The organism is Pseudomonas pichavaramensis (assembly GCF_050473265.1).
Lineage (GTDB): Bacteria > Pseudomonadota > Gammaproteobacteria > Pseudomonadales > Pseudomonadaceae > Aquipseudomonas.
On record NZ_JBJKFJ010000006.1, the window covers coordinates 240,940 to 262,011 of the forward strand.

Annotated in this window: 17 protein-coding genes; 12 read left to right on the top strand and 5 right to left on the bottom strand. The window is 63.1% G+C overall.

The annotated features are described in order from the left end of the window. The first annotated feature begins 35 nt into the window (after nucleotides 1-35). From ACJRW5_RS12405 to ACJRW5_RS12415, 3 genes are read left to right on the top strand one after another with little or no spacing between them, the layout of a single operon-like run. Nucleotides 36-2,024, top strand: coding sequence for an FUSC family protein (locus tag ACJRW5_RS12405; protein WP_484570808.1), 1,989 nt, complete (start codon nucleotides 36-38; stop codon nucleotides 2,022-2,024). Continuing rightward, nucleotides 2,011-2,214 (top strand): DUF1656 domain-containing protein, encoded by a 204-nt coding sequence (locus ACJRW5_RS12410; RefSeq protein ID WP_484570809.1) that lies wholly within the window; start codon nucleotides 2,011-2,013, stop codon nucleotides 2,212-2,214. The genes ACJRW5_RS12405 and ACJRW5_RS12410 overlap by 14 nt, the downstream gene beginning before the upstream one ends. Before the next feature lie 10 nt (nucleotides 2,215-2,224). After that, the gene (locus ACJRW5_RS12415) at nucleotides 2,225-3,076 is read left to right on the top strand and encodes an efflux RND transporter periplasmic adaptor subunit (RefSeq protein WP_484570810.1); all 852 of its coding nucleotides are present in this window, start codon (nucleotides 2,225-2,227) and stop codon (nucleotides 3,074-3,076) included. Between the two features lie 132 nt (nucleotides 3,077-3,208). Here ACJRW5_RS12415 and codA read toward each other — a convergent pair whose 3' ends face one another. The 5 genes from codA to ACJRW5_RS12440 form a co-directional block, all read right to left on the bottom strand. Continuing rightward, complete coding sequence (codA, locus tag ACJRW5_RS12420; RefSeq protein WP_484570811.1) at nucleotides 3,209-4,444, bottom strand: cytosine deaminase; 1,236 nt, start codon at nucleotides 4,442-4,444, stop codon at nucleotides 3,209-3,211. Between the two features lie 12 nt (nucleotides 4,445-4,456). Next, a complete protein-coding gene (locus ACJRW5_RS12425) occupies nucleotides 4,457-5,680 on the bottom strand; it encodes a PucR family transcriptional regulator (RefSeq protein WP_484570812.1) in 1,224 nt (407 codons plus the stop codon). Further along, entirely contained in the window at nucleotides 5,677-6,948 is a 1,272-nt protein-coding gene (gene codB, locus ACJRW5_RS12430; protein WP_484570813.1) for a cytosine permease, read from the bottom strand. Before codB ends, ACJRW5_RS12425 begins: the two co-directional genes overlap by 4 nt. 208 nt (nucleotides 6,949-7,156) lie before the next feature. Beyond that, the gene (locus ACJRW5_RS12435; RefSeq protein ID WP_484570814.1) at nucleotides 7,157-7,627 is read right to left on the bottom strand and encodes a MaoC family dehydratase; all 471 of its coding nucleotides are present in this window, start codon (nucleotides 7,625-7,627) and stop codon (nucleotides 7,157-7,159) included. Further along, a complete protein-coding gene (locus ACJRW5_RS12440) occupies nucleotides 7,624-8,574 on the bottom strand; it encodes a lysophospholipase (RefSeq protein ID WP_484570815.1) in 951 nt (316 codons plus the stop codon). Before ACJRW5_RS12440 ends, ACJRW5_RS12435 begins: the two co-directional genes overlap by 4 nt. 218 nt (nucleotides 8,575-8,792) lie before the next feature. On the opposite strand from ACJRW5_RS12440, the gene fadD2 reads away from it, so the two are divergent. From fadD2 to ACJRW5_RS12485, 9 genes are all read left to right on the top strand, one after another. Next, the gene (gene fadD2 / locus ACJRW5_RS12445) at nucleotides 8,793-10,481 is read left to right on the top strand and encodes a long-chain-fatty-acid--CoA ligase FadD2 (protein ID WP_484570816.1); all 1,689 of its coding nucleotides are present in this window, start codon (nucleotides 8,793-8,795) and stop codon (nucleotides 10,479-10,481) included. Between the two features lie 398 nt (nucleotides 10,482-10,879). Further along, nucleotides 10,880-12,568: a long-chain-fatty-acid--CoA ligase FadD1 gene (fadD1, locus tag ACJRW5_RS12450; RefSeq protein ID WP_484570817.1), complete on the top strand. Its 1,689-nt coding sequence runs from the start codon at nucleotides 10,880-10,882 to the stop codon at nucleotides 12,566-12,568. Nucleotides 12,569-12,924: 356 nt separating this feature from the next. Then, nucleotides 12,925-14,610 carry a methyl-accepting chemotaxis protein gene (locus ACJRW5_RS12455; protein WP_484570818.1) on the top strand — a complete coding sequence of 562 codons (1,686 nt, stop codon included), beginning with the start codon at nucleotides 12,925-12,927 and terminating at the stop codon, nucleotides 14,608-14,610. An 80-nt stretch (nucleotides 14,611-14,690) separates the two neighbouring features. Then, on the top strand, nucleotides 14,691-15,596 hold the full coding sequence (locus ACJRW5_RS12460) for a LysR family transcriptional regulator (protein ID WP_484570819.1): 906 nt from the start codon (nucleotides 14,691-14,693) through the stop codon (nucleotides 15,594-15,596). A gap of 142 nt (nucleotides 15,597-15,738) precedes the next feature. After that, a complete protein-coding gene (locus tag ACJRW5_RS12465) occupies nucleotides 15,739-17,286 on the top strand; it encodes an MFS transporter (RefSeq protein ID WP_484570820.1) in 1,548 nt (515 codons plus the stop codon). 15 nt (nucleotides 17,287-17,301) lie between these two features. Further along, nucleotides 17,302-18,357, top strand: coding sequence for an HlyD family secretion protein (locus ACJRW5_RS12470; RefSeq protein WP_484570821.1), 1,056 nt, complete (start codon nucleotides 17,302-17,304; stop codon nucleotides 18,355-18,357). A 1-nt stretch (nucleotide 18,358) separates the two neighbouring features. Then, nucleotides 18,359-19,792 (top strand): efflux transporter outer membrane subunit, encoded by a 1,434-nt coding sequence (locus ACJRW5_RS12475; RefSeq protein ID WP_484570822.1) that lies wholly within the window; start codon nucleotides 18,359-18,361, stop codon nucleotides 19,790-19,792. Nucleotides 19,793-19,924: 132 nt separating this feature from the next. Further along, nucleotides 19,925-20,221 carry a hypothetical protein gene (locus ACJRW5_RS12480; RefSeq protein ID WP_484570823.1) on the top strand — a complete coding sequence of 99 codons (297 nt, stop codon included), beginning with the start codon at nucleotides 19,925-19,927 and terminating at the stop codon, nucleotides 20,219-20,221. A gap of 134 nt (nucleotides 20,222-20,355) precedes the next feature. Further along, the gene (locus ACJRW5_RS12485) at nucleotides 20,356-21,069 is read left to right on the top strand and encodes a substrate-binding periplasmic protein (protein ID WP_484570882.1); all 714 of its coding nucleotides are present in this window, start codon (nucleotides 20,356-20,358) and stop codon (nucleotides 21,067-21,069) included. The last annotated feature ends 3 nt before the right edge of the window (nucleotides 21,070-21,072 follow it).

A 21,072-nucleotide genomic window follows, 5' to 3' on the forward strand; every position in this document is an offset into this window, starting at 1 on the left:
CTATCTTCAAATCGTCAAGTTTCGAATCCCAGTCCATGCGAGATTCCCTGCAGGCTTTCCTGGCGCCCAATGCCCAGGCTGTTCAGTTCGCGGTCAAGACGTTGCTTGGCGGCGGGCTGGCGCTTTGGCTCGCGCTGCGATTGGGTCTTGAACAACCGCAGTGGGCGCTGATGACAGCCTTCATCGTCGCTCAGCCGCTTTCGGGCATGGTGGTGCAGAAGGGGCTGGCGCGGTTGCTCGGCACCATGGTCGGCACCTTCATGGCCGTGGTGCTCATGGCCCTGTTCGCTCAGACGCCCTGGCTGTTTCTGCTGACCTTTGCCCTGTGGCTGGCGACCTGTACCGCCGTCTCGACCATGCTTCGCAGCGCCTGGGCGTATTCCTTCGTGCTGGCTGGCTACACGGTCGCAATCATCGGCCTGCCGGCTATCGACAAGCCTCATGTGATCTTCGATGAGGCCATCGCCCGTTCCACCGAGATATGCCTGGGGCTGGTCTGTGCCACGCTGAGCAGTGCCTTGCTCTGGCCGCAGCGGGTCGAGCGGCAGTTGGTACAGCAGGCACGTGATACCTGGCAGGCCGGTATCAAGGCCGTATGCCTGGCCCTGGCGGGAGAAGAGGGCGATTCGCGCCAGGGACTGCTCGAAGTGCTGGCGCGTATCGTTGCCGTGGACGCCCAGCGCGAGCACGCCTGGTTCGAGGGCGATCGTGGCCGCCAGCGAGCCATCGCCCTGCGCGTGCTCAGTCGTGATTTGCTTGGCATGCTGAGGCTCGCCCGGGGCGTGGCCAGGCAGTGGCGTCAACTCGGCACGGATGAAGCGCAAGGCGTAGCGCCTTGGCTACAGGCGGTGCAGGCGCAATTGCAGGCTCCGCCCGGAGAACGCTCTACGTTGGTCGATCGCTTGCGTGAGGCCGCTCAGGACGCGTCGCTGAGCGTCGCTCAGCAGCTGTGCCTGGAGCGCCTGGCCGTTCTCTTGCTGCGCGTCGAGGATGCCAGCCTTGCTCTGCAGGCGGTCGAGCAGGGCAAGGCACCGGTCGATGCGCCGCAGGCGCTGTCCTGGCACTACGACTGGCAGAGCGCTCTGGTCTATGGCGCACGTAGCGGTCTGACCTTCATGGTCCTGGCCACGTTCTGGATGGCCACTGGCTGGACTCATGCCGTTGGTGCGATGTTGCTTGGCGCGGTGGTCTGCAGTCTGTTCGCCCGGCTGGAGGCGGCGCCGGCAATCGGCATGATGTTCCTGCGCGGTATCTTCTATGCGCTGCCGGTGGCGTTCTTCGTCGGGCAGATTCTGATGCCACAGATCGACGGATTCCCCATGCTCGCGCTGGTGCTGGGTGTCCCGCTGTTCTTTGGCGTGCTGGGCATGGCTAAACCACCGCTGGCGGCGACTTCGACGTCATTCTGCCTGCACCTGATCGTGCTTTGCTTGCCGCCTGCTGGCGTAGGTTACGACGTGGCGTATTTTCTCAACGAGGCGCCCGGCATGCTGCTGGGCGTCGGTTGTGCGGTGATGGCGTTCAAGCTGATCGGGCTGCGCGATCCTGTCTGGCATGGGCGTCGACTGACGCAGGCCATTCAGACCGATCTCGGTCGTTTGACCCGGCGTGACCTGGGGCGCGCGGAGAACTGGTTCGGTGGGCGCATGGCTGATCGTCTGCTGCAGCTGGCGCGTCACTATCCGGCGCGACCGGATCGGACGCGCAGTCGCTGGGACGATGGTATCGCCGGGCTCGATCTGGGGGACGAATTGCTGCATCTGCGCGGCTGCCTGGCGCATGTCGATGCCGATCTGAGCCAGCCACAAGAGCGTTTCCTGCAACACCTTGACCAAGTACTGGAGCATGGCCCGGCACCCGAGTGCCAGGACGCGCTGGACGCTCCTGCCGCAGAGCTCAGGCTGGCACTGAGTACGCTGGCGCCGAGCATCGAGCGGCGGTTGGCCGATGCGGCCCTGGCGCAATTGCAAAGTGGTTGGCGCCGCTGGTGCCAACTGAGAGGAGAAACCCATGGGCTTGCATGAGTGGTCGCTGGGCGGTGTGTTGCTCAGCCCGATGGCGATCTATGCGGTACTGGCGCTGCTGCTCACTGGCGTGCTGCGTCTTGGCTTGCAGCGCATCGGGCTGAAGCGCTGGATCTGGCATGAGGCCTTGTTCGATTGTGCCCTTTATGTCTGCGTGCTGGCGGCCGTGATGGCCGTTCTGGCGCAGTGAGGAGAGAAACATGCATTCGACCATTCGTGTCGGCATAACCCTGATCACGGTGGTGGCGGCGATCTTCGCCGGGGCCTGGATCTGGCAGCACTACATGTACTCGCCCTGGACCCGTGATGCTCGGGTGCGTGCCGATGTGGTCACCATCGCTCCGGATGTGTCCGGTTGGGTGGTCGAGCTCGAGGTACGCGACAACCAGCAGGTCAAGGCTGGCGATCTGTTGATGAGTATCGACCATGACCGCTATCAGGCCGCGGTGGAGAAGGCCCAGGCCGTGGTGGACATTCGCAAGCAGCAGCTCAGCCTGCGTGAGCATGAAGCGGCGCGGCGTTCTCGACTGGGTGCTCAGGCGATCAGCGCCGAGCTGCTGGAGAACGCACAGATCAACGCCGAGATGGCCCGTGGCGAGTATCGCGAGGCCCAGGCTGACTTGCGTATCGCCGAGCTGAACCTGGCGCGTAGCGAAGTACGCGCGCCACGCGATGGTCAAGTGACCAATCTGGTGCTGGCGCAGGGTAACTACGTCAATGCCGGGCAGGCGGTAATGGCACTGGTCGACACCCAGTCGTTCTACGTGCAGGCCTATTTCGAGGAAACCAAGCTGCCGCGCATTCAGGTTGGTGCGCCGGTGGAGGTCTGGTTGATGGGCGGCGAGAACGAGATTCGCGGTGAGGTGCAGAGCATCAGCCGTGGCATCACCGACCGCAACGCCAGCCCGGATGGACAGCTGCTGGCCAATGTCGAGCCGACGTTCAACTGGGTGCGTCTGGCGCAGCGTATTCCGGTGCGGATCAAACTGACCAGCCTGCCCGAAGATATCGCCCTGAGTGCTGGTATGACTGCCAGCGTGCGGGTGGACTAGCGCGTTTTCGATACTGTGGGAGGGGCTTTAGCCGCGACAACCTGTATAGGCTCGCGGCTAAAGCCCCTCCCACATTTGAGTTCTAGGGTGGACGAATAAAAGCGTCATCCACCCCACGACGAAATGACTGGATCAGCTGCGTTCGATGCTGGCCGGGGTACGGCGCATCAGCACCTTGCCGTGGCGCACTGATACCAGTGCGTGGCCCTGGCTGCGCACCATCTCGTAATCGTCCGGCGCCGAGAGAATCAGCAGGTTGGCCGGGCGACCGACTTCCAGGCCATAGCGTTCGCCCAGGTTCAGCGCGCGTGCCGAGTTGTCGGTGATCAGATCCAGGCTGCGCTTGATGTCTTCATAGCCGAGCATGTGGCAGATGTGCAGGCCGGCTTCGAGAATTCGCAGGATGTTGCCGTTACCCAGCGGATACCAAGGATCGACGATGGAATCCTGACCGAAGCAGACGTTCATCCCGGCGCGGTCGATCTCCGCCACGCGGGTCAGGCCACGGCGTTTCGGGTAGGTGTCGAAACGGCCCTGCAGGTGGATGCTCTCGGTCGGGCAGGAGATGAAGCTGATACCGCTCATCTTCAACAGGCGGAACAGCTTGGAGCAGTAGGCGTTGTCGTAGGAGCCCATGGCCGTGGTGTGGCTGGCGGTGACGCGCGCGCCCATGCCACGTACGCGGGCTTCTTCGGCCAGCACTTCGAGAAAGCGCGACTGCGGGTCGTCGGTCTCGTCGCAGTGCACGTCCACCAGGCAGCCGGTGCGTTCGGCTAGATCCATCAGGAACTTGATCGACGACACGCCCTGGTCGCGAGTGTTCTCGAAGTGCGGGATGCCGCCGACCACGTCGGCGCCCAGTTCGATGGCCTGTTCCATCAGCGCACGACCACCCGCGTAGGACTCGATGCCCTCCTGCGGGAAGGCGACGATCTGCAGGTCGATCAGGTGGCGGGTTTCCTCGCGCACTTCGAGCATGGCCTTGAGCGCGGCCAGCGTCGGATCGGTGACGTCGACATGGGTGCGCACGTGCTGGATACCGTGATCGACCAGCATGTCGATGGTTTTCTTGGCGCGGGTCTTGGTGTCTTCGTGGGTCACCAGCGCCTTGCGCTCGGCCCAGCGTTCGATGCCTTCGAACAGCGTGCCGCTCATGTTCCAGGCCGGCTCGCCGGCAGTCAGGGTGGCATCGAGGTGAATGTGCGGTTCGACGAAGGGCGCCACCACCAGGTTGCCGGCGGCGTCGAGGTCGTCTGCGGCCGGTGTGGCAGCGGCAGTTTGCGCATCGATGGCGGCGATATCGGCGCCGTTCAGGGTGATGCGGTACAGGCCGTCGCGGCCGCGCAGGCGGGCGTTGTGGATGATCATGCAGGGTTCCTCTCAGGCAGGCGACGACAGGCGCCGGATCAGCAGCGCAACGCTGATGTTCAGGCGGTCGTGCGGGGTATCGAAGGAGCAACCGGTCAGCGCTTCGATGCGTTGTAGACGGTAGCTCAGGGTATTGCGGTGAACATTCAGGCGCTGCGCGGCCAGGGCCAGGTTGCCGTTCTCGGCGAACCAGGCTTCCAGCGTCGGCATCAGCACCGGCTGGTGGCGCGAGTCGTCGCCGATCAGCGGGCCGAGCACGCGCTCGACGAAGCGGTCGAGCAGGCTGCGATCACGGATTGCGCCAAGCAGCTCGAGCACGCCCAGTTCGTTGAAACTGCACAGCCCGAGGCGCTCCGGGAAACGCTTTGCAACGGCCAGAGCCTGACGCGCCTCGCCCAAGCCCTGGGCGAAACGCGGCGCATCGCAGCCGGCGCTACCAAGGCCGAGAAACAGGCGCAGCGGGCCGAGTTGCGGGCGCAGCTCATCGAGCAGGGCGGTCATGGCCTGGCGGTTGCGCGCTTCATCCTGCGGCGTGGGGCAGGGCAGCAGGGCGATCCAGTGGCGGCCCTGACTAACCAGTGGCAGCGCCTCACCGAGTTCGCCGAGGCTCTGCTCCAGACGTCGTTGCAGCAGTTGCTGACGACTTTGCAGCTGGCGCTCGGCGTCTTCGTCGGCCAGGTCGCCGAACAGCTGTTCGCTGCCGTCGAGACGCAATAGGGCTACCTGGCGTGGCACGTGCAGCGCCAGGCCGAGGCTGTCGGCGCGTTGCAGCAGCACGTCGAGCGACTGGTAGTCGCCATCGAGCACCTGCTCCAGCACGTGCTGACGTGAGCGGCCGAGCTGTTGCGCATGGACCAGGGCCGTGCCAATCGCCTGAGTGACCACCACCATCTTCAGCGCATAGGGCTGCTCGATCAGCGGCAGGCCGAGGCGCTCGGCTTCGTCGATCACGCTGGGCGGTATCGTGTGGATATATTCGGCGCCGGTGAGGATGACCATGCCGGCGACCACGCGCTCATGGCCTTCGCGCACCAGGCGCAGCAGATTGGCTTCGTCACGCGGGTGGTTGATGCCGGTGACGAAAATCAGCTCGCCGCCCATCACCCAGTCGGCAATGCCCTCGTTCTCGGCCACGTAGGGCCAGCGCACGGCATTGTCGCGCCCGACCTGGCCAGCACGCAGGTGCATGCTGTCCAGGCCGGGCAGGGCGAGTACATCGGCGACGGTCAGGCTCACGCGCCAGCGACCTGCTGACGGCCAGCCAGGGCCTTGTGCAGTTCAAACAGCACGACGTAGGCCACGGCGGCTACGGCGATGCCCACCAGCGGCGCGACCCAGGGCGAGAAATAGGCACTCAGTGCACCGATCAGGTAGGCGCCGAGGCCGACCCAATTAAATGCAGGCAGGTTCGCATCGGCCAGTTTCGGGTAGCGCGCGCGATGGCCGTAGAAGTAGTCGGCCATGATCACGCCACCAATCGGCGGGATGATCGAGCCGAGCAGGATCAGGAAGGGGATCAGCATTTCATACATGCCGCCGATGGCCAGCAGCGTGCCGATGCCAGCGCCGGCCAGGGTCACGGTCTTACGCTTGCTGGTGCGCAGCAGGTTACAGCCGGCGGCGGCGAAGTTGTAGATGGTGTTGTCCTGGGTGGTCCACAGGTTGAGGAAGAGCATGACCACAGCGGCCATGGACAGGCCCTGCAGCACCAGCACTTCGACCACGTCCGGTTGCTGGTAGACGATGGCGCCGTAGGCACCGGCGATGATCATCAGGCCGTTGCCGATGAAGAAACCGAGCAGGCTGGCCAGCACTGCGACGCGGCCGCTCTTGGCGAAGCGCGTCCAGTTGGTGGCCTGGGTTGCGCCGCTGACGAAGGTGCCGAATACCAGGGTGATGGCCACGCTCAGGCTCATGCTTTCCGACGGCTCTACCGCCAGCAGCCCGGCGAGGCCGCCGATATCACGGGTGGCGATCCACAGCGACGCCACCAGCAGCACCAGCATGGCCGGCACGGCAACGCGCGAGAGCAGGTCGAGGCCCTTGTAGCCGACGAAGGCAGTGAGGCAGAAACCGAAGCCGAACAGCACCATCAGCGGGATGGTCAGGCCCTCCGGCAGGCCGAGAATCTTCACCAGGACGATGGCAACGGTTGCCGTGCCCCAGGCGTACCAGCCAATTTGGGTGAAACCCAGGAGCATGTCGGACAGCTTGCTGCCCACTTCGCCGAAGCAGAAACGCCCCATCAGCACCGAGTTCAAGCCGCTGCGGCAGGCGATGAAGCCGAGTACGGCGGCATATAGCCCGAGCAGCAGGTTGCCGATCACTGCAGCCCAGAGCAGGGTGGTGAAGTCAAAGGCCATGCCGATCTTGCCGCCGGCGAACATGGTGGCGGTGAAGAAGGTGAAACCGAACAGCAGGATGGCGGTGGAGAACAGCCCCTTGCGGGCGCCGCTGGGCACCTCGCTCAGAGGGTAATCGCTATCGGGGGTGGCGTGGCTCATGGACCTGGCTCCGGTATGGGGGTAAGGCCTTGGCGATAGCAGGGGGCGTGCCAGAATCAGCGGGCGTGGCCGCTTGGCAAGGTGGTCAAAGGATTTTGTGCGAAGTGCACAATGAATTGCACTTCTGGAGTGCCAGATCGCTCAAGGCTTGTGAGTGTAGAACAAAAGTGGTGCGCGGTGCTGCTGCCGCGCACCAGCTTGCAGCGGGTCAGCCGACCGTCACCTGCGGCATCGGCGGCATGGTCACGGTCTGCTCGGCGCTCGGGGCGAGCACTTCGGCTTCGCCGTCGACCACTTGCTTGCCATCCTGGTTGAACACGCGGGTGGCGATGCGCACGCGGTTCTTCGGCAGTTTTTCCAGCACTTCCAGCTTCACGGTCAGGGTGTCGCCGAGTTTCACCGGGCGGGTGAACTTGAGCTGCTGGCCGAGGTAGATGGTGCCCGGGCCGGGCAGGTTGCAGGCGATGGCGGCGCTGATCAGCGCGCCGGTGAACATGCCGTGGGCGATACGCTCCTTGAACATGGTCTCGGCGGCGAAGGCTGCGTCCAGGTGCACCGGGTTGTTGTCGCCGGACACGGCGGCGAACAGCTGCACGTCACGTTCTTCCACCTGCTTTTCAAAGCTGGCTTGCTGGCCGACTTCGAGCGCCTCGTAGGGGATGTTGGTTACCTGGGTCATGGACACTCCTGAGTGAGCTTGCGACCGTGGCGCAGCGCTTGCTGCAGCCAGTCGATCAGATGGGCGGTGACCTCGTCGCGGTTGCTCTCGTTGAGCAACTCGTGGCGGGCCTCGGGATAAAGTTTCAGTTGTACGTCGCGCACGCCAGCAGTGCGTAGCGCGGCTGCCAGGTCTTCCAGGCGTTTGCCGTCGCTGACCGGGTCACGCGAGCCACCGATGACCAGCAGCGGCAGGTCGGCATCGATCTGTGTCAGGTTGGCCACCTTGGTGATGTGCTGCAGGCCTTCAAGCAGGTCGCACCACAACTGCGTGGTGCAGACGAAACCGCAGAGTGGATCGGTCACGTATTTGTCCACTTCTGCCGGATCGCGACTGAGCCAGTCGAAGGCGGTGCGATTAGGTTTGAAGGCTTTGTTGAATGAGCCGAATGACAAGAAGTCGATGAGTTTGCTGCGGCCTTTGCCGCCCAGACGCCAGCGCTCGAAACCGGCGATCAGGCGTGCGCCCTTGTACAGCGCTACGGGCTGGTAGTTGGAGCCGGACAGGATGGCCCCCTGCAGACTGCAGCTGTGGCCCATCAGGTAGGCCATGCCGATGTAACTGCCCATGCTGTGACCCAGCAGGAAGATCGGCGTGTGTGGATGCTGCTGGCGAATATGGTGATTGAGCGTAGACAGGTCATCCACCACCTTGCTCCAACCGTCCTCGTCGGCAAAGTGCCCCAGCGTGCCGCGTTCTGCGGTGAGGCCATGACCACGCTGATCCAGTGCATACAAGGCGATTCCGCACGCCACCAGCGCTTCGCCCAGGCGCGCGTAGCGCAGACTGTGCTCGGCCATGCCGTGGGCCAGCATCAGCGCTGCTCGTGGTGCCTCTTCGCCATACCAGTGGTTGATGTGCAGCGGCAGACCATCGCTGGCATTGAGAGTGAAGACGTCGTGGCGCATGGCGAATCCTTGTGCCGGGAGTTGGCGGCATTGTGCACCCTGACCGCTGTCAGGCATAGCTCCAGTAAATTTCTGCCAAAGGCTAAAGATCGGTTACGAATCGCTACATTTAATGCGAAATTCAGCCCATCAATGACGCCTTCGAGCTATTTGCGGCGCTGTTCCAAGCTGCTACTTTCCGGGCAGTCAGATTACTTCAGGGGAAGAGGACAAGAACAATGCAACCTGATTTCTGGAACGACAAACGCGCCCCTGGCGTGCCCAACGATATCGACCTGTCCAGCTACAAGTCGGTGATCGAAGTGTTCGAGCGTTCGTGCAAGCGTTTCGCTGATCGTCCGGCCTTCAGCAATCTTGGCGTCACGCTGACCTATGCCGAGCTGGATCGCCTCTCCGCAGCCTTTGCTGCCTATCTGCAGAAACATACCGATCTCAAACCGGGCGACCGCATCGCCGTGCAGATGCCCAACGTGCTGCAGTATCCGATCGCCGTGTTCGGTGCCATGCGCGCCGGCCTCATCGTGGTCAACACCAACCCGCTATACACCGCACGCGAGATGCGTCATCAGTTCAAGGATGCCGGCGTGCGTGCGCTGGTGTACCTGAACATGTTCGGCAAGCTGGTGCAGGAGGTGCTGCCGGACACTGAGATCGACTACCTGATCGAAGCCAGGATGGGTGACCTGTTGCCGAGCCTCAAGGGCTGGCTGGTCAACACCGTGGTGAAGAAGGTCAAGAAGATGGTGCCCGACTATCACCTGCCGCAGGCCATTGCCTTCAAGCAGGTGCTCAAGCAGGGTCATGGCCAGGCGCTGACGCCCGTGACTGCCAGCCACGACGATATCGCTGTGTTGCAGTACACCGGCGGCACCACCGGCGTGGCCAAGGGGGCGATGCTCACCCACGGCAACCTGGTGGCCAACATGCTGCAGGTCGATGCCTGCCTGTCGCAGCTCGGCCCGGATGGCACGACGCTGATGAAGCAGGGCCAGGAGATCATGATCGCGCCTCTGCCGCTCTACCATATCTATGCCTTCACGGCGAACTGCATGTGCATGATGGTCAACGGCAACCACAACGTGCTGATCACCAACCCGCGTGACATTCCCGGTTTCGTCAAGGAGCTGGGCAAGTGGAAGTTCTCGGCATTGTTGGGCCTGAACACCTTGTTCGTCGCGTTGATGGACCATCCTGACTTCAAGAACCTCGACTTTTCCCACCTCAAGGTCACCAACTCTGGCGGTACCGCGCTGGTCAAGGCCACGGCAGAGCGTTGGCAGCACATGACAGGCTGCGTTGTCGTTGAAGGCTATGGTCTGACCGAGACGTCGCCGGTGGCCAGCGCCAACCCTTATGGCGAGCATGCGCGCCTGGGTACCGTTGGCATTCCGGTGTCCGGTACGGCATTCAAGGTGATTGACGATGAGGGGGGTGAGCTGCCGCTGGGTGAGCGCGGCGAACTGTGCATCAAGGGGCCGCAGGTCATGAAAGGCTACTGGCAGCGCGAGGACGCCACGGCCGAGGTGCTGGATGCCGACGGTTGGTTCAAGACCGGCGATATTGCGGTAATCGACCCGGACGGCTTCGTGCGCATCGTCGATCGGAAGAAGGACATGATCATCGTCTCGGGCTTCAACGTGTACCCCAACGAGATCGAGGATGTGGTCATGGCACACCCGAAGGTCGCCAGTTGCGCCGCTATCGGTGTGCCGGACGAAAAGTCCGGGGAAGTGGTCAAACTGTTCGTCGTACCGCGTGACGGTGGTGTGACGGTGGAAGAGCTCAAGGCATACTGCAAGGAGAATTTCACCGGCTACAAGGTGCCCAAGCACATCGTCTTCAAGGATGCATTGCCAATGACCCCGGTCGGCAAGATCCTGCGCCGCGAGCTGCGCGACATCGCCTGACCCCTGCGCCTCTCCCCGGAGCAGGGGAGAGGCCTGCTCATCTGCCGCAATGGCCGATCAATTGTTGTGATTTGGTAACCGCAAGCGCGGTATGCCCACTCGTTTCGTCGAACCCCGCACTGTACTTGACGCTTATCCGGGCTAGTCTCTATGCGCTGTAATAAGCGAGCTAGAGGCTTTTGTCCGTTTTCATTGGGGGATAATGGATTGTGACTTTTGTGCGTCTTTTAGTCACTTTCATTACTCTGCAGCCCATGCTTGGTGCTGGTGGGCCTCTGGTAAAGCTGCTACTCTCGGCGCGCTTCCGGGCCCCTGGCCAGCGGGAAAGCGAGCTAAATACACAACAAACAACCGCCTACGCGCGGTGAAGATCAGCTGTTGCTTAGGAGTGGGCTTCCATGACCGAAAACTTCTGGAAGGACAAGTATCCCGTTGGGGTCGCTGCCGAAATCAATCCCGACCAGTACCCGAACATCCTCGCGGTATTGAAAGAGTCCTGCCAACGCTTCGCCGACAAGCCTGCTTTCAGCAATCTGGGCAAGACGCTCACTTACGGTGAGATCTACCAGCTCTCCGGTGACTTCGCTGCCTACCTGCAAAAGCACACCGACCTCAAGCCGGGTGACCGTATCGCCGTGCAGCTGCCCAACGTGCTGCAGTACCCTGTCGTGGTATTCGGTGCCATGCGCGCCGGCCTGGTGGTGGTCAACACCAACCCGCTGTACACCGCGCGGGAAATGGAACATCAGTTCAACGACTCCGGCGCCAAGGCGCTGATCTGCCTGGCCAACATGGCGCACCTGGCCGAGCAGGTGGTGCCGAAGACAGGCGTGAAGACGGTGATCGTCACCGAAGTCGGCGATATGCTGCCGACCTTCAAGCGCCTGCTGGTCAACTTCGTGATCAAGCATGTGAAGAAAATGGTGCCGGCCTACAGCCTGCCGCGTGCCGTGGCCCTCAACGATGCGCTGGCCAAGGGCCGCGGGCAGAGCTTCGCCGAAGCCAGCCCTGCCAACGACGATATTGCCGTGCTGCAGTACACCGGCGGCACCACTGGCGTGGCCAAGGGCGCCATGCTGACCCATCGCAACCTGGTGGCCAACATGCTGCAGGTGCGCGAGCTGATGGGCGCCAATCTCAACGAAGGCTGCGAGGTGTTGATCGCACCGCTGCCGCTCTACCACATCTACGCCTTCACCTTTCACTGCATGGCGATGATGCTGATCGGCGGGCACAACGTCCTGCTGACCAATCCGCGTGATCTGCCATCCGTGGTCAAGGACCTGGCCAAGTACCGCTTTACCGGTTTCGTCGGCCTCAACACCCTGTTCGTCGCCCTGTGCAATAACGAGGATTTCCGCAAGCTGGACTTCTCCAGCCTGAAACTCACCGTCTCCGGCGGCATGGCCCTGCAGCTGGCCACCGCCGAGCGCTGGAAGGAAGTTACCGGCTGCGCCATCTGCGAAGGCTTCGGTATGACCGAAACCAGCCCGGTGGCCACGGTCAACCCGTTCAGCGCCATCCAGCTGGGCACCATCGGTATTCCGCTGCCCTCGACCCTGTGTCGGATCATCAACGATGACGGCCAGGAGCTCGCCATCGGTGAGATCGGCGAGCTGTGCGTGAAAGGCCCGCAGGTGATGAAAGGTTACTGGCAGCGCCAGGAAGCCACCGATGAGATCCTCGATGCCGACGGCTGGCTGAAGACCGGTGATATCGGCCTGATTCAGGAAGACGGCTACCTGCGTATCGTCGATCGCAAGAAAGACATGATTCTGGTGTCCGGCTTCAACGTTTACCCGAACGAGCTGGAAGACGTGCTGGCGACCTTGCCGGGCGTGCTGCAGTGCGCCGCCATCGGCGTGCCGGATGAAAAATCCGGTGAGGCGATCAAGGTATTCGTGGTGGTCAAACCCGGCGAGAGCCTGACCAAAGAGCAGGTGATGGAGCACATGCGCGCCAACCTCACCGGCTACAAAGTGCCCAAGGCCGTGGAGTTCCGCGATGTACTGCCGACCACCAACGTCGGCAAGATCCTGCGTCGGGAGCTGCGCGACGAAGAGCTGAAGAAGCTGGGCAAGAAATGACGCGATCGCGTTGAACGAGAAACCCGCTTCGGCGGGTTTTTTTATGCCCTGCCATCCCTGCCATCCCTGCCAGCCAGGCTCCGAGCCGCGATGTCAAAAATCGCGCCCGGCGATTTTTTGTTGCTCGTCATTCCTGGTGCCAGATGCTGCGAGAGCGATCCGCTCTGCCGGGCAGCGTTGCGTAGCAGTCACATGACTATTGATCCGGGTCAGACACTCCGTGACCGAAGTGGGCATATTTATTTCTTTATAAGACGAAGCTGGTCAGACCAGTTTTTGCATTTCTCTATTTTTTTGGCGTCACCATATTGGCAATATGCCGGCCCGATAACATCAAACTGCTAGGTCTCTGGATCATGATCGCTCGTTTGCGTTTGCGCACCAAAGTGTTGTTGCTGGCCCTTGGCCCCATCTGTCTGTTGACCTTGCTGCTCAGCTCCATCGCCATGCTGGTGCTCGGCAACCTCGCCGGGCAGCAGGAACAGCAGACCCGAGCCAAGCTGGTGGCGGATCGCAAGAGCGAGATTGAGCAGTACGTGCAGTTGGCGGTGAAGGCGATCGAACCGATCTACCAGGCCTCCGCCGATGGCGACATGGGTGCGCGCGAGCAGGCCGTGGCGGTGCTCAAACGTCTGTCCTATGGCGCCGATGGCTATTTCTGGGGTTATGACACGTCCATTCGCCGCGTGCTGCAGGGCAATACCGACGATCGCATCGGTGAGGACTTCAGCGGTTTTCGTGATCCCAACGGTGTGTATGCCATTCGTGAGCTGGTGCGCGCAGGCATGGATAGCAGCCACTACGTCGACTACAGCTTCGTGCTGGGTGACGGCAAGGTCCAGGTACCGAAGGTCGGCTATTCCCAGTACCTGCCGAAATGGAAGATGGTGTTTGGCACCTCGGTCAATCTCGATGGCGTAGAGCGTGATGTACAGGCCGCGCGTGGCGAATTCCAGCAGAGTATCGACCAACTCCTGCTAGTGATGCTGGGCTCGGCTATTGGTTTGCTGGTGGTGCTGGCCTTGCTTGCCCTGCCACTGGCTGCCTCGATCACCCGACCGGTGCAGTTGATCAGGGACAAGCTCGACGACATGGCGGCGGGCGAGGGCGATCTGACGCAACGCCTGCCGGTTACCAGTCGGGACGAGTTGGGTGAGCTGGCAAGCGCGTTCAATGCCTTCGTGGCCAAAATCCACGTACTGGTGCAGCAGGTATCCGGCACTACCGAGCAGCTCTCCGGTCTGGTGGGTGCGGTGTCCAGCCAGGCGCAGCGCTCCGAACACGCCATGGCAGGACAGCGTCACGAGACCGATCAGGTCGCCACGGCCATCAATGAAATGTCTGCCGCTGCCCATGAGGTCGCGGAAAGTGCGCAGCGTGCGGCAGAGGCGGCGCGCGAGACCGATCAGCAAGGCCAGGCGGCCAAGCGTGTAGTCGACACCAGCGTGACGCAGATCCACGACCTGGTGGGCGAGGTACGTACCAGCAGCGAGTCGCTCGACAGCCTGCGCCAGGACGTTCAGGGCATCGTCAGCGTACTGGAAGTGATTCGCGCCATTGCCGACCAGACCAACCTGCTGGCGCTCAACGCCGCTATCGAGGCTGCGCGGGCCGGTGAGGCGGGGCGTGGTTTTGCCGTGGTGGCGGACGAGGTACGGGCATTGGCAAGCCGCACCCAGCAGAGCACCTGCGAGATTCAGAGCATGATCGACCGCTTGCAGAGCGCCACCGAAGAGGCCGTTGCGGCCATGCGACGTGCCAGTCAGATGGGCGACAGCACGCGCGAGCAGGCCACCCATGCCGGCGAGTCGCTGGACAGCATCGCGGTGCTGATTGGCACCATCAACTCGATGAACGCCCAGATCGCCAGCGCGGCCGAGGAACAGACCGCCGTGGCCGAGGAGATCAATCGCAGCGTGCATCAGATTGCCGTTGCGGTGGATGAAGTGGCCAGCGATGCCGCGCAGGGCGCGCAGACCGCGCGTGATCTCGATGGCTTGGGCGGGCGCCTGCAAGGGTTGGTCGCCCAGTTCCGCGTCTGAATTGCACAAGCCTGTCGCGCCGGGCGACAGGCGCATAGACTGTGCGCCACATGCATGAATCAACCTGAGGCGTGTGGCTGATGCAATTACCAGATCTCAACCTGCTGGTCGCGCTCGACATCCTGCTCGATGAAGGCAGCGTCGCCGGCGCGGCGCGGCGCATGCACCTCAGTGCGCCGGCCATGAGCCGCACCCTGACGCGTATTCGCGAGGCCATCGGCGACCCGATTCTGGTGCGTGCCGGTCGTGGCCTGGTGCCCACGCCGCGGGCGCTGGAGTTGCGTGAGCAGGTGCGCGATCTGGTGGAGCAGGCGGGGAGCGTGTTTCGCTCCAGCGATGTCGAGCTGGGTAGTCTGGTGCGCGAATTCAACATCCGCACCAACGACATCTTTCTGGTCTGTTACGGCGGGCGTCTGGTCGACCTGGTGCGTGCGCAGGCACCCAATGTCACCCTGCGCTTCGTCCCGGAAGTCGATGACGACGACGATGCCCTGCGCGCCGGGCGTATCGATCTGGCTGTCGGTGCGTCGGCGCGGATGCTGCCGGAAATCAAACAGCAGGGGCTGTTCATGAGTCGTTTCGTCGGCCTGGCGCGCGCGGATCACCCCATTTTCAGCGAGGTGATCAACGCCGAACGGTTTGCCTCGTTCGACCAGGTCAGTGTGTCACGTCGTGGTCTGGTGCGCGGCCCGATCGATACGGCGCTAGAGCGCCAGGGGCTGGCCCGACGTGTAGTGGCCGTGTCGCCAAGTTTCTTTTCGGCAGTGCTGGCGCTGCGCAGCTCGGACCTGATTCTGCCGATGCCCAACCCGATGGTAGCGATCTGTCGCGAACTGGAGCTGGCGCTGCGCAGCTTCGAGATTCCTCTGCCACTGTCTCCGGTGCGGGTGCATCAGTCCTGGCATCCGCGCTTTGATAACGACCTTGCCCATCGCTGGCTGCGTGGGTTGATCAAGCGCTGCTGCGAGGAGAATCCGCAGGGCTGACAACGATTGCGCCAGGCGCAATGATTAATTAGAAACATTGCAATTTTCTGCAATTGTTCGCTTGCTTACACTTTGCCGGTATTCGACACGTTACCGGATGTTTCCTGATGTTTTCCCTCTTCGCTGACAGTGGTGCGTCACCGTGAACGCGCCTGCGTCGGCCCATGCCTCTTCGGTGACTGCCAGCCCCGCCCGGCACGCTCCTGTCGCCGCGCCTTTCGGTCTGCGCATCATCGTCGGCTTGCTCGGTGTGCTGCTCGCGGTGCTGGTGTCCGGCTTCAATGAGAACGTCACGCGGATTGCCCTGATGGACATCCGCGGCGCCATGGGCATTGGCCACGACGAGGGTTCCTGGCTGTTGGCCCTGTACTCTGCGCCGACGGTGTGCGCCATGGCGTTTGCCCCGTGGTTCGCGGTGACGCTGTCGCTGCGCCGCTTCACCCTCTGCGCCATCGCCGCGCTGATGCTGCTGGGGCTGCTCTCGCCGCTGGCGCCCAACGAGCGCGTGCTGATGTTCCTGCGTGTACTGCAGGGGCTGGCTGGCGGCGCCTTGCCGCCGATGCTGATGACCGTGGCGCTGCGTTTTCTGCCAGCCAATATCAAGGTCTACGGTTTGGGCGCATATGCTCTGACCGCCACCTTCGGGCCGAACCTGGCGACGCCTTTGGCTGCGTTCTGGGTGGAGTTCGTCGGCTGGCGCTGGGCCTTCTGGCAGATCATTCCCGGTAGCCTGATCGCCATGGCTGCGGTGGCCTGGGGCATCCCGCAGGACCCATTGCGTCTGGAACGTTTCCAGCACTTCAACTGGCGCGGTCTGCTATTGGGTTTCCCGGCGATCGCCATGCTGGTGGTGGGGCTGCTGCAGGGCGAGATGCTCGACTGGTTCAACTCGCCGCTGATCACCGTGCTACTCGGTGGCGGCGGGGTATTGCTGGTGCTGTTTTTGATCAATGAATGGTTCCATCCGGTGCCGTTCTTCAAGCTGCAGATGCTCAAGCTGCGCAACCTGAGTTTTTCCCTGTTCACCCTTGCCGGGGTGCTGCTGGTCAGTCAGTCGCTAAGTCAGGTTCCAGCCGCTTATCTGGCCCAGTTGCAAGGCTATCGGCCGCTGCAGACTGCGCCGATGCTGCTCTGGGTGGCGCTGCCGCAGCTGCTCGCGCTGCCGTTGACGGCTGCGCTATGCAATATCCGTCAGGTGGATTGCCGCTGGGTGCTGGCATTCGGACTGGCGCTGCTCGGCAGTGCGGCACTGCTTGGTACGCAATTGACCTCGGCGTGGATTCGTGACGACTTTCTGCTGATCCAGTTGCTGTTGGTGTTCGGCCAGCCAATGGCGGTACTGCCGCTGTTGATTCTCGCCACTGGCGTGGTGCAGCCCGTAGAGGGGCCGTTTGCTTCGGCCTGGTTCAATACCGTGCGCGGGTTCTCCGGGGCACTGGCCACCGGTGTTCTCGGTCTGCTCACCACTCATCGCCTGCACCTGCATTCCACGCAGCTGGTCGACCGCCTTGGCAACCAGCCGCTGCTGCCGCAGAGCAGCCTCACCGGCATTGCCCACCGTCTGCACGAGCAGGCCATGGTGCTGACCTATGCCGATCTCTACCTGTGCGCCGCTGTGCTGGCGTTCGCCTTAATCCTGATCATTCCTTTCGTGCCCACGCGGATATTCCCGCCGCGTGCGGCCAGCTGACCGATGGACAAGAGCATGACTACATTTCGCAAACCCACCTTGCTGATTGGCTTGCCGATTGCCGGCCTGATCGTCTGGGGCGCCTGGCAGTTGCTGTTCGCTGAGCGCACCGAGCAGAGCACCAACGACGCCTTCGTCAGTGCCGACTACTCTCTGATAGCCCCCAAGGTTTCTGGGTTCATCAGCGAGGTGCTGGTAGAGGACAATCAGCGTGTCACGGCTGGCCAGCTGCTGGCGCGTATCGATGACCGTGACTACCGCACGGCGCTGGAAGGTGCGCGGGCTGCCGTGGCCAGTGCCGAGGCGCAGCGCGCCAATGCTCAGGCCACGCTCGATCGTCAGCAGTCGCTGATCGCCCAGGCAGCGGCGCTGGTCGAGGCGGATCAGGCCGAGATGGTCTTTGCCCGTCACGAGCTGGAGCGCTATCGGCATCTGGCCGGGCAGGGCGCCGGTACGCTGCAGAATTCACAGCTGGCGCAGAGCCGCTTCGACATTCAGCGCGCCCGCCAAGGCGAGCACTCGGCCGCACTGGTCGCTGCCCGTCAGCAGGTGGACATTCTCACTGCGCAGCGCGATGCTGCGCTGGCAGCGCTGGAGGGCGCACAGGCGGCGCAGGCGCGCGCCGAGCTGGATCTGTCGCATACCGAGTTGCGTGCGCCGATGGACGGCATGATCGGCCATCGCGCACTGCGCGTCGGCGCGTTTGTCAGCCCCGGTGAGCGCCTGCTGGCGGTGGTGCCGCTGGCGGATGCCTATGTGGTGGCCAACTTCCAGGAAACCCAGCTGACCCATGTGCGTCCCGGTCAGGCAGTGAGCGTTGCGGTGGACACCTTTCCCGGTGAAACCCTGCGCGGTCATGTGCAGAGCGTGGCGCCGGCCACCGGTGTGACCTTCGCTGCGGTGGCGCCGGATAACGCCACCGGCAACTTCACCAAGGTGGTGCAGCGTATTCCGGTGAAGATCGTGCTCGATGCCGGACAGCCTCTGCTCGGGCATCTGCGTGTCGGCATGTCGGTGGAGGCCAGTATCGATACGCGCCAGCGCCCTGAAGCGCTGGCCGGGGTGAACTGAGATGCGTGCGCAAGTCTTGATGGTGCTGGCTAGCCTGAGCCTCGGTGCCTGCAGTGTCGGCCCGGATTTCGTCAGGCCGCAGTCCGGTCTGAGCGACAGCTGGCAATTGCCGGACAGCTCCAGTGTGCGCAGCGAGGCGACGCCCACGGCCATCGATCCACGCTGGTGGGACAGCTTTGGCGACCCACAGTTGAGCACGCTGATAGAGCGTGCCGCCAAGGAAAATCTGGATGTGCGCAGCGCTTTCAGCCGCCTCGAGCAGAGCCGTGCCGCGCGCGGTGTCGTCGCTGCCGGGCAGTCGCCCGACCTTTCGGCCGGAGCGGGTTACAGCCGTGCACGCAACAGTCAGGAAGGTTTGAACGACCCATCCGGCAATGCCGGGCGCGCGGCCTATAACCTCTGGCAGGGTGGTTTGAGTGCGGCCTGGGAGCTCGATCTGTGGGGGCGTGTGCGTCGTGAGGTGGAAGCCGCCGATGCCAGCGTGCTGGTCGCGCAGCAGGCGCAGCGCGATGTGCTGCTGGCGGTGCTGGCCGATACCGCCCGCAACTACATCCAACTGCGGGCCACGCAGAACGCCTTGGGTATCACTCGGCAGAGCCTGGAGATTGCCCGGCGCAGCCATGTGCTCAACCAGGCGCGGCTCAACGAGGGGGTGGCAACCCAGTTGGAGGTCGCCGAGTCGGCTGCGCAGGTCGCCGCCATCGAGGCGCGCCTGCCGCCGTTGCAGCAACGTGAGGCGCAGCTGATCAACGCCTTGAGTCTGCTGCTGGCCCAGCCACCGCAGAGTCTCAAGCAGGATCTGGCCAGCGCGGCAGTCCCTGCCATGCCGACGGGGCCGGCGCGCGTACCGGTCGGCTTGCCGAGCGAGCTGGCCGAGCGGCGCCCGGATGTGCGGCGGGCAGAGGCCGCCCTGCATGCTGCGACGGCAGAGATAGGCGTTGCGGAAAGCGATTTCTACCCACGTATCACTCTGTCTGGCGATGCCGGCTTCCAGGCGCTGCAACTCGGCGGCTTGGGCTGGGATGCGCGGCGCTTTGCCTTCGGACCGTCGCTGAGCCTGCCGCTGTTCGACGGCGGGCGCCTGCGTGGCAACCTGCAACTGCGGGAGGCTCGCCAGCAGGAGGCGGCCATCGCCTACCGCAAGACGGTACTGCTGGCCTGGCATGAGGTGGATGACGCATTGATCGCCTATCAGGCGCAACAGCGGCGGCAGGCCAGCCTGGAAGTGGCGGTGGAGCAGAGCCACGCAGCACTGGAAAGTGCCGAGCAGCAGTATGCCCAGGGCGCGGTGGACTTTCTCAACGTGCTGAGTGTGCAGAACGCCCTGCTGGCCAACCAGGCCGAGCGTGTCGACAGCGCTGCCGCGGCGTCACTGGCGCTGGTCGACCTCTATCGTGCACTGGGCGGCGGCTGGCAGGCCATGGAGGCGCGCTGAGTCAATCTGTCGACAGGATCAAGACGAGGTCGACTGCAATGATGGATACTGCGGCTCTCCGGCTGCGGTGCTTGCAAGGTGCGCCAGCGCAGCGAGGTAAACAAGGAGTCCATTCGACAAGGAGTGTTCTGCATGTCGCTAAGCGCATTGATCTTCAATGTATTCGGCCAGTTCTGTCTGGCGTTCTTTCTGGGCATGCTGGCCATCTTCAGTGGTGCCGCCATTGCCAATCGCAACGACCTCAGCCCCTTTCATACGCGCCTGGCGACCTTCGCTCTGCTGGTGCCGCCTGTTGCCAGCCTGATTACCTGTGCGCTGCTGATCTATTTCTATGTCAGCGACTCGCCGCTGGCCAGTCATCTGTGGCATCTGCTGCCGGTGGGGCTGGCCGCGCTGTGCATGCTCTACCTGCACAAGGTTCTGGATTAGACCGATAGCGCCATGCCACTCTGCAGAGGTTTGAGGTCAGTCGTCCGGCAACCGCTATGCTTGTGCTTCGCGGTGCGTAACACCCCACTTCTTGCCAGGCTGAACACGTGAAGCATCCAATACTCGCCGCAGTGATGTGTTGCCTGTTGTTCGGCCGCCTGGCCAGCGCCGAGCCCTATCAGGTCGTGACTGAAGAGTGGGCGCCTTACAACTATCTCGAGGGTGAGCGGCTGGTCGGCATGTCCACCGATGTGGTCCGGGCGATCATGGCCTTGACCGGTGACGACTTCGAGATGGTGCTGCTGCCCAGCATGCGTACCACGCGGGTATTGCAGACGCGACCCAAGACCATCATGTACTCGATGTTCCGCACCGAGGAGCGCGAGGCGCTGTACAAGTGGGTCGGGCCGATAGTCGAGGAGTCCATTCATCCCTACCAACTGGCGGATACGCAGCGGCCGATAAGCTCTCTCGAGCAGTTGCTGCGTGCGCCGCAGATCACCACGCGGCACGCCGGCCTGGTACCGGCGATGCTGCAGTCGCTGGGTTTTCGCAATCTCGACAAGAGTGTGACCGCCAGCGAGCAGCTCTACCTCATGCTGTTGGCCGGGCGCACCGATGTCATCGTCGGCGACACTGATGCCGGCGTGACCTATTACAGCCGCCAGCTGGGCATTGCTGACGGCGTACTGCGGCGAATTCCCATCGAGCTGTATCGCTCATCGCTCTATATCGCCTTCAGCCGCGACAGCGATGATCGCGTCGTGGCTGCCTGGTCGGCCGCGCTGCAGCAGCTGCGCCGCAGCGGTGAGTTGGCGCGCATTCAGCGGCGCTACGAGCGCCGCTGAAAG